Here is a 7,167-nt window from a genome sequence, read left to right as displayed (position 1 = left end):
GGACTTGAACCCACACGCCGTTTCCAGCACTAGATCCTTAGTCTAGCCTGTCTGCCAATTCCAGCACTCCCGCATATTCTATATGTAATTGATAACCGCCCATTCTCTCACATCCGAAATTCCATAGGACTTTCAAAATAAAAATGCGGGAGATGGGACTTGAACCCACACGCCGTTTCCAGCACTAGATCCTTAGTCTAGCCTGTCTGCCAATTCCAGCACTCCCGCATATTTATGTGATGTCGACTTCTGTGCTCGTCACCAACGAATAAGATAATACCATCTATCGAATACAAAGTCAACAACTTTTTTCAGATTTTTATCATATTAGTGAGCTTTCTGTCCACATCCTTCATAAGGTACTCCTTGAACGCTGTGTAATACTCATGTGTGAACTGTGTATACAGGAACTTATTCCAAAGATTACTGCAGTATGTACTGTCAAAATCATAATATGAATCAGTATATACCAGACCATTGCTGAACCTGGTCACATCCAGATACGGTTCCTTTCCTGCATAGTTAAGTCTCATAACGAGGTTCTTCTGCTCACTACAGCAAGCAAAAGTCTCAAGAAACATCTTCATCTGATCCTTTGTTATTCTCTCTACGAACATATGTGCCTCCTACTCTGTGTCTTTACTCTCATTGGTCATATCCCCTTAACCTCTATAATTATAGCATACGCCTCCGAATTATAAAACCTTTTCGCGCAACAAAAGAACCGGATGTGTAAGTTTATACCACATCCGGTTCTTTTTACTTATATATAGAAGATTCTATATTCTATATTATGATAACTGTGCCTTTGCAACCTCAACAAGCTTTGCAAATCCCTCAGCATCGCTGATAGCCATCTCTGAGAGCATCTTTCTGTTGATGTCAACACCTGCCAGCTTAAGACCATGCATAAGCTTGCTGTATGAGATGTCATTCATTCTTGCTGCTGCGTTGATACGAGCGATCCAGAGCTGTCTGAACTGTCTCTTTCTCTGCTTTCTGCCAGCGTATGAAGATGTAAGTGCTCTCATAACTGACTGCTTTGCTACTCTATACTGCTTGCTTCTTGCTCCTCTGTAGCCCTTTGCAAGCTTTAATACCTTATTGTGCTTCTGCTTTGCGTTCATTCCGCCTTTAACTCTTGCCATTGGTTTTCTTCCTCCTGATCTATTAGATATAAGGTAATATCTTCTTCATTACCTTCTCGTTTGTTGCGTCTGTCATTGTAGCCTTTCTAAGATTTCTCTTTCTCTTAGTGGTCTTCTTTGTTAAGATATGACTCTTATAAGCTTTAGATCTCTTTAAACCGCCGTTAGCTGTTTTCTTGAAACGCTTAGCTGCTGCTCTTTTTGTCTTTAATTTAGCCATTTTACTTACTTCCTCCTTGAATTATATGTCTATAATAATTTAACGCTTTTGTGTTAAAAACATTATCATGCTTCTTCCTTCAAACTTAGCAGGCTTATCGATAACTGCTATCTCTGCAAGCTTCTCAGCAAAGTTGTCAAGAATAACCTTTGACTGCTCTACATGCGCAAGCTCTCTTCCCCTGAATCGCAGTGTAACCTTAACCTTATCGCCATGCTCAAGGAACTTTCTTGCCTGATTGATCTTGGTATTAAGGTCATTCGCATCGATGTTCGGTGAAAGTCTGACTTCCTTGACTTCCATGGTCTTCTGCTTCTTCTTGGCCTCTTTCTCTTTTCTGGCCTGCTCATAACGATACTTACCATAGTCAACTATCTTGCACACCGGTGGCTGTGCCTTAGGTGCTATCTTCACAAGATCAAGTCCTGCATCCTGAGCCATCTTGTATGCATCCCTGGATGACATTATTCCAACAAGCTGACCATCTTCTCCGATGAGTCGTACCTCTCTGTCTCTAATCTGTTCGTTGATCATTAAATCGCTAATGACTCTCTACCTCCACACTTTTAAAATTCAATTCTCTGACATAAGAAAAGTGGATAGAACCATCTATCCACTTTCTTAATACAAAGCATATTCAAACTCAGGAAAACCCTGTAAATCTTCTAAGCTAAATATTAACCCGAGTCATGTCAGACCATGCTGAGGTGAGAGTGGATACTCTGCTTCTATGTTCACTGTTTCACACAGCAATGGTAGAATACCACATCGCCAGCCGTGTGTCAACTGTTATTTTTCTTTTGTCGATATGCCTCTGTGCTGCCTTTATATCACTCATTATCGCCGTGGGATTCAACCGGGATGAACACCCTGTCATTGTCCTCTTCCTTCACCGGCTTCTGACTCTCCTGCGCAAGCTTCACAAAATACATCTGAGAATCCAGTTTTGCCTTGCCCCTGAGATCCTGTTTCGCATATGATCCGTCAGGCTGCATTATGTGAGCCTTGAGTGTATCCTCAAGCTGTATCTTAAGAATATTCTTTATCTTCTTCTTAAGCTCCGGATCCTCTACAGGGAACGTTATCTCAACTCGCTTGTCCAGATTTCTAGGCATCCAGTCCGCACTTCCCATGTATATATCCTCAAATCCGTCATTGTAGAAATAAAATATTCTCGAGTGCTCAAGATAATTTCCAACTATGGATCTTACTGATATATTATCTGAAAGTCCCGGAACTCCTGCCTTGATACAGCATATTCCCCTGACGATGAGCTCTATCTTTACACCTGCCTTTGAGGCATCGTAGAGCGCATTCATGATCATCGGATCACAGAGACTGTTCATCTTGGCAACTATCCTTGCCTTTTTGCCCTGTCTCGCATTCTCTGCCTCACGGCCTATCAGCATGAGGAATTTGTCCTTCAGCCAGATCGGGGCAACTGCAAGCTTGTTCCACTTTTTCGGCTCTGAATATCCTGACAGCATGTTGAACACCGCCGTCGCGTCCTCTCCTATGGCATCGCTGCAGGTGAGAAGTCCCATGTCAGTGTAAAGCTTTGCGGTCTGATCATTGTAATTTCCTGTTCCCAGATGCACATATCTTCTGATTCCGTCCTCCTCGCGTCTGACAACCAGTGCGATCTTGGAATGTGTCTTAAGACCCACAAGGCCGTAGATAACATGACATCCCGCCTGCTCCAGTTTCTTGGCCCACGCTATATTGTTCTCCTCGTCAAATCTTGCCTTGAGCTCGACGAGAACAGTTACCTGCTTGCCATTTTCGGCAGCCTGTGCAAGTGCCGCGATGATAGGCGAATTGCCGCTGACACGGTAAAGTGTCTGCTTGATCGCCAGGACATCAGGATCATTTGCCGCCTGTTTTATGAACTCTATGACCGGAGTGAACTCATAATATGGATGGAACAGAAGGATGTCTCCCTTCTTTATCCTGTCAAATATATGGCTGTAATCGCCCATTCCAGGTACCGGCTGTGGCTTATATTTAGGGTACTTCAGATGGTCAAATCCATCTATACCGTTAACTTTCATGAGAAACGTAAGATCCAGTGGTCCGTTGATCTTGTATACGACCTCGTCATCGACTCCGAGATTCTTCTTGAGTTCCTTAAGGAGCTTCTTGTCCATGGCCTCGTCCACCTCAAGTCTTATGACCTCGCCCCACTGTCTCTGTTTCAGCTGCTTCTCGATCTCCTTCAGCAGATCTGCGGTCTCCTCCTCATCTATGGAGAAGTCTGCATTTCTCATGATTCGGTATGGATATGCACACACTATGTCGTAGTTCAGGAACAATTTGTCGAGATTCTTTTCGATAACCTCTTCCAGGAGTATTATCTCAGTAACGTCCTTCTCTTCCGATGGAAGCCTTACGATCCTTGGAAGCACCGAAGGAACCTGAACTGTTGCTATATCCGTAACATCCTTTTTCTTGTCGTATATGAGCGCACCTATATTCAACGATTTATTGCGCACCAGCGGAAATGGCCTGGATGAATCAACCGCCATAGGTGTGAGTACCGGATACACATCCTTTTCAAAGTATTTGTCAACATACTTCGCCTGCTTCGGAGTGAGATCCTCATGGTGTCTCACAAGCTTCAAACCGTTCTGGGCAAGCTGGGGTATGAGGGCTCTGTTCAATGTCTGATACTGATTCTTCATAAACTCCTTTGTGCTGGCATGGAGAGCATCAAGCTGTTCTCCCGCTGTCATTCCAGCTATATCCCTCTTGGTATATCCCGCATGAACCATATCTGTCAGTGATGCTATTCTTACCATAAAGAACTCATCCAGGTTGGATGCCGTTATACTCAGGAACTTTATTCTCTCAAACAGAGGAATGGTTCTGTCCTTTGCCTCGGACAGACATCTCTTATCAAATTCAAGCCAGCTTAGCTCTCTGTTATAAAATATCGGATTCTTATCTGCCATCCTTTACAACCCCCTTTTCTGTTTTAACACAGGCTTCACTCCAAAGACCTTTCTGAACAGTTCAGTCTTAGTCTTGAATACCCCTGCCTCAAGTGTAATATCATTCAGTGTATCTACCGTCATCGTGAGCACATAGTCCTTGAAGCTGAACTTCATGTCACTTATCTTCTGTCTGTGACTCTTGTCAAGAACATCCGCAAGTCTAAGTATGGATGCCAGCTTAGCAACCTTCATGTAATCCGCAGTCATCAGTGATACCTGCGCCTTTGTCTGTGAAGGGAGATAATACTCGTTGAACTTCACGATATTTGCTATCTCCTCCCTCTCCTTGTGGGACAGTCCAAGTATCTCCGTGGACATGATTATGTGATAGGACATCATGGTGCCCTCGTTCATATTTACAAATTTACCACAACTGTGGAGCATGGCTGCTATCTGGAGCTGGAGCCTCTCTCTCCTTCCAAGTCCGTGAACGCTCTTGAAAGAATCAAATATATCCAGCGCGTTCTGCGTCACATTCTGTGTGTGCCTCCTGTTGACCTTATATTTCTTGGCTATGCTGTTTGCCGATGCAATGATATCTTCATCGAAATTCTTGTTCAGCAGAAGTGTACCGTTCTTATCCATATAATCGGCAACTATTCCGTCACAGAACGTAACATCCGGCGTGATGATATCCTCCGCCCTTGAGTTGTCGAGGAATGACTGATAAATGATCGCCATCGGAAGCATCAGTGTCGCCCTCTCGTATGGCACACCGTATTTTTCTGAAAGAACCTCCGGAGTGGTCTCAACTACCTTGTGATAAAGCACGCGGAACTGATCTCTTGTGATCTTGTCTGTGATCTTCAGCTCCGGTCCGACCTTCTTCAGATTTGCGATTCCGTCTCCTATAGCTATTATGCTCTTGATGTCCTTATCGTTTATAAAGAGGTTCCTGAACTCCTCTATGAAGTTCGATACGAACTCCTCCATGATATTCTCCAGAGCCACCGTGTCTGCGCCGTATTTTGCCAGATAATCCCTTATTCTCACGGCTCCTATAGGAAGGTTCTGTGTCTGGATCAGATTCTGCTTGTCAAATATAGATATCTGAAGACTTCCCGCTCCTATGTCCAGAAGCGCCCTGTTCTTCGTGTCGGCATCCTCAAACTTCGACTTTGCCGCATACGCCTTGTAGTTCATGAATCTCTGCTCCGAGTTGCTGAGCACTGAGACGTCGATGCCTGTGTGCTGCTTTATCCTCTCAAGAACCATGACTGAATTCTCCGCCTCACGCACAGCGGACGATGCATACGCCTTGTATTCACGCACATCGTATTCCTTCATCTTCCTGCGGAATTTGTTGAGGATCTCACATACCTTCATTATGGAATCCTCGGTTATCCTGCCACTGTTGTAGGTATCACTTCCGAGCTCAACTGTGCTGTTGACGTAATCGATCTCCCTCGCCCCTTTTTTGGGAGTTATCTCATACACCTTCATTGACAGCTCGTTAGAACCTACATCGATGGCTGCAAATACCTTACTTACCATATCTACCCCACCTTTCATGTTACTTATCAGTATGTTCCAATTATCTTGAAATCCATAGAATCCTTATTTATACGATCCAGCGCATCTATCGTCGCCGGATCCATGAGACTTCCCTCAAGAGTTATGAAGAATGAATATTCCCATTTTCTTCCCCTGAGAGGCCTCGACTCAATGCTTGTCATATTGAGCCCGTTATGTTTTATATGTCCAAGTATACTGTAAAGGGTTCCACTCTCATGTGGCAGTGCAAAGCATACGGATATATTTCCCGCACTCTTCACATACTCCTTTTTCTTTGACAGTATGATAAATCTCGTTGTGTTGTTCTCATTGTTGACTATATCGTCCTTGAGTATCTCAAGTCCGTATATATCTGCGGCAAGAGCGCTCGCTATGGCAGCCTGGGTAATATCACCTTCATCCCTGACCTTCACCGCACCCACTGCAGTGTTCGCAACCGGGCACTGTGCGTATCCGGCTCTGTTTAGGAATTCACTGCACTGCAGAAGCCCCTGTGGATGGGAATATACAGTCTGTATATCAGAAAGCTTTGAGCCCGGAACTCCCATGAGCATATGTGCCACCTTGACCTCGTCTCCGCCCACGATGGTCAGGCCGCTGCTGCCAACCATATCATATATGCCACTCACAAATCCGGCAGAGGAATTCTCTATAGGCAGGACTCCGTAATCAGCCTTGCCGCTCTTCACCGTCTCTATGACATCCTCAAATTTTGCAACATTTACTTTCTTTATATCCTTGCCAAAATAGTCATGCATAGCCTGATGACTGTAAGCCCCCGGAACACCCTGGTATACAACCACCGTGTCTTTATCGACCTTCAAATGATCCACGGGCACAAACCCGCTCACCACATCAGAGCTTATATGTGCCAGCGCAATATCTCTGTCCTCAACGCACGCTCTGTCGATAAGCTCATTCTTTCTGGTGATAAGCTGCTGTATCTGCTCCTCCAGACTGTTTATCTCTTCCAATGTATTCATTCTATCTATCCTTCCACTTGAAGTGTCAAATTTGTCACTGTTTGTCCAGCCCGGCACGAAGCTCGGATATTGTCTTGCCAAGCAGCGGGTGCCTCTTGTATCCCGCTATCGCGGACAACGGTTCAAGTACAAACTCTCTCTTGTGCATCTCCACGTGTGGTATGTGAAGATCCTCACTGTCATACACGACATCATCATAAAGCAGGATATCGATATCCAGAGTTCTCGGTCCCCAGTGGATCAGCCTCTCTCTTCCCGCCTCTTTCTCTATTCCATTCACCAGTCTCAGCAGTTCCTCAGGAGTCCTG

General features: G+C 44.7%; 8 protein-coding genes and 1 tRNA gene. All 9 read right to left on the bottom strand.

Features of this window, described 5'->3' with window-relative positions; all coding sequences use genetic code 11:
* Nucleotides 1–144 precede the first annotated feature (144 nt).
* Nucleotides 145–228 (bottom strand) — tRNA-Leu (locus ABUA34_RS08510).
* Nucleotides 229–311: 83 nt separating this feature from the next.
* A complete protein-coding gene (locus ABUA34_RS08505; RefSeq protein WP_015533881.1) occupies nucleotides 312–617 on the bottom strand; it encodes a hypothetical protein in 306 nt (101 codons plus the stop codon).
* Nucleotides 618–791: 174 nt separating this feature from the next.
* Complete coding sequence (gene rplT / locus ABUA34_RS08500) at nucleotides 792–1,148, bottom strand: 50S ribosomal protein L20 (RefSeq protein ID WP_004849136.1); 357 nt, start codon at nucleotides 1,146–1,148, stop codon at nucleotides 792–794.
* A 22-nt stretch (nucleotides 1,149–1,170) separates the two neighbouring features.
* The gene (rpmI, locus tag ABUA34_RS08495; RefSeq protein WP_004849138.1) at nucleotides 1,171–1,368 is read right to left on the bottom strand and encodes a 50S ribosomal protein L35; all 198 of its coding nucleotides are present in this window, start codon (nucleotides 1,366–1,368) and stop codon (nucleotides 1,171–1,173) included.
* A 39-nt stretch (nucleotides 1,369–1,407) separates the two neighbouring features.
* A complete protein-coding gene (gene infC, locus ABUA34_RS08490; protein ID WP_015533882.1) occupies nucleotides 1,408–1,902 on the bottom strand; it encodes a translation initiation factor IF-3 in 495 nt (164 codons plus the stop codon).
* Nucleotides 1,903–2,198: 296 nt separating this feature from the next.
* Nucleotides 2,199–4,319: an RNA degradosome polyphosphate kinase gene (locus tag ABUA34_RS08485; RefSeq protein WP_349823155.1), complete on the bottom strand. Its 2,121-nt coding sequence runs from the start codon at nucleotides 4,317–4,319 to the stop codon at nucleotides 2,199–2,201.
* 3 nt (nucleotides 4,320–4,322) lie between these two features.
* Nucleotides 4,323–5,855 (bottom strand): Ppx/GppA phosphatase family protein, encoded by a 1,533-nt coding sequence (locus tag ABUA34_RS08480; RefSeq protein WP_349823154.1) that lies wholly within the window; start codon nucleotides 5,853–5,855, stop codon nucleotides 4,323–4,325.
* Between the two features lie 26 nt (nucleotides 5,856–5,881).
* Nucleotides 5,882–6,940, bottom strand: a complete 1,059-nt coding sequence (locus ABUA34_RS08475; protein ID WP_349823153.1) for a prephenate dehydratase — start codon at nucleotides 6,938–6,940, stop codon at nucleotides 5,882–5,884.
* Nucleotides 6,894–7,167: 2-amino-4-hydroxy-6-hydroxymethyldihydropteridine diphosphokinase (gene folK, locus ABUA34_RS08470; protein ID WP_349823152.1), on the bottom strand; the 274-nt coding region annotated here is incomplete at its 5' end. The genes folK and ABUA34_RS08475, both read right to left, overlap by 47 nt.

Origin of the sequence: Coprococcus sp. RTP21428st1_C9_RTP21428_210409, assembly GCF_040227395.1 — a bacterium.
GTDB lineage: Bacteria > Bacillota > Clostridia > Lachnospirales > Lachnospiraceae > Coprococcus > Coprococcus aceti.
The sequence above is the reverse complement of the archived record's forward strand: the minus strand, read 5'-3'. Positions and strand labels throughout refer to the sequence as shown.

What these genes read in the sequence shown, in the direction of transcription:
- ABUA34_RS08505 (WP_015533881.1), bottom strand. Translation starts at nt 617, where the DNA reads ATGTTCGTAGAGAGAATAACAAAGGATCAGATGAAGATGTTTCTTGAG.
- rplT (WP_004849136.1), bottom strand. Translation starts at nt 1,148, where the DNA reads ATGGCAAGAGTTAAAGGCGGAATGAACGCAAAGCAGAAGCACAATAAG.
- rpmI (WP_004849138.1), bottom strand. Translation starts at nt 1,368, where the DNA reads ATGGCTAAATTAAAGACAAAAAGAGCAGCAGCTAAGCGTTTCAAGAAA.
- infC (WP_015533882.1), bottom strand. Translation starts at nt 1,902, where the DNA reads ATGATCAACGAACAGATTAGAGACAGAGAGGTACGACTCATCGGAGAA.
- ABUA34_RS08485 (WP_349823155.1), bottom strand. Translation starts at nt 4,319, where the DNA reads ATGGCAGATAAGAATCCGATATTTTATAACAGAGAGCTAAGCTGGCTT.
- ABUA34_RS08480 (WP_349823154.1), bottom strand. Translation starts at nt 5,855, where the DNA reads ATGGTAAGTAAGGTATTTGCAGCCATCGATGTAGGTTCTAACGAGCTG.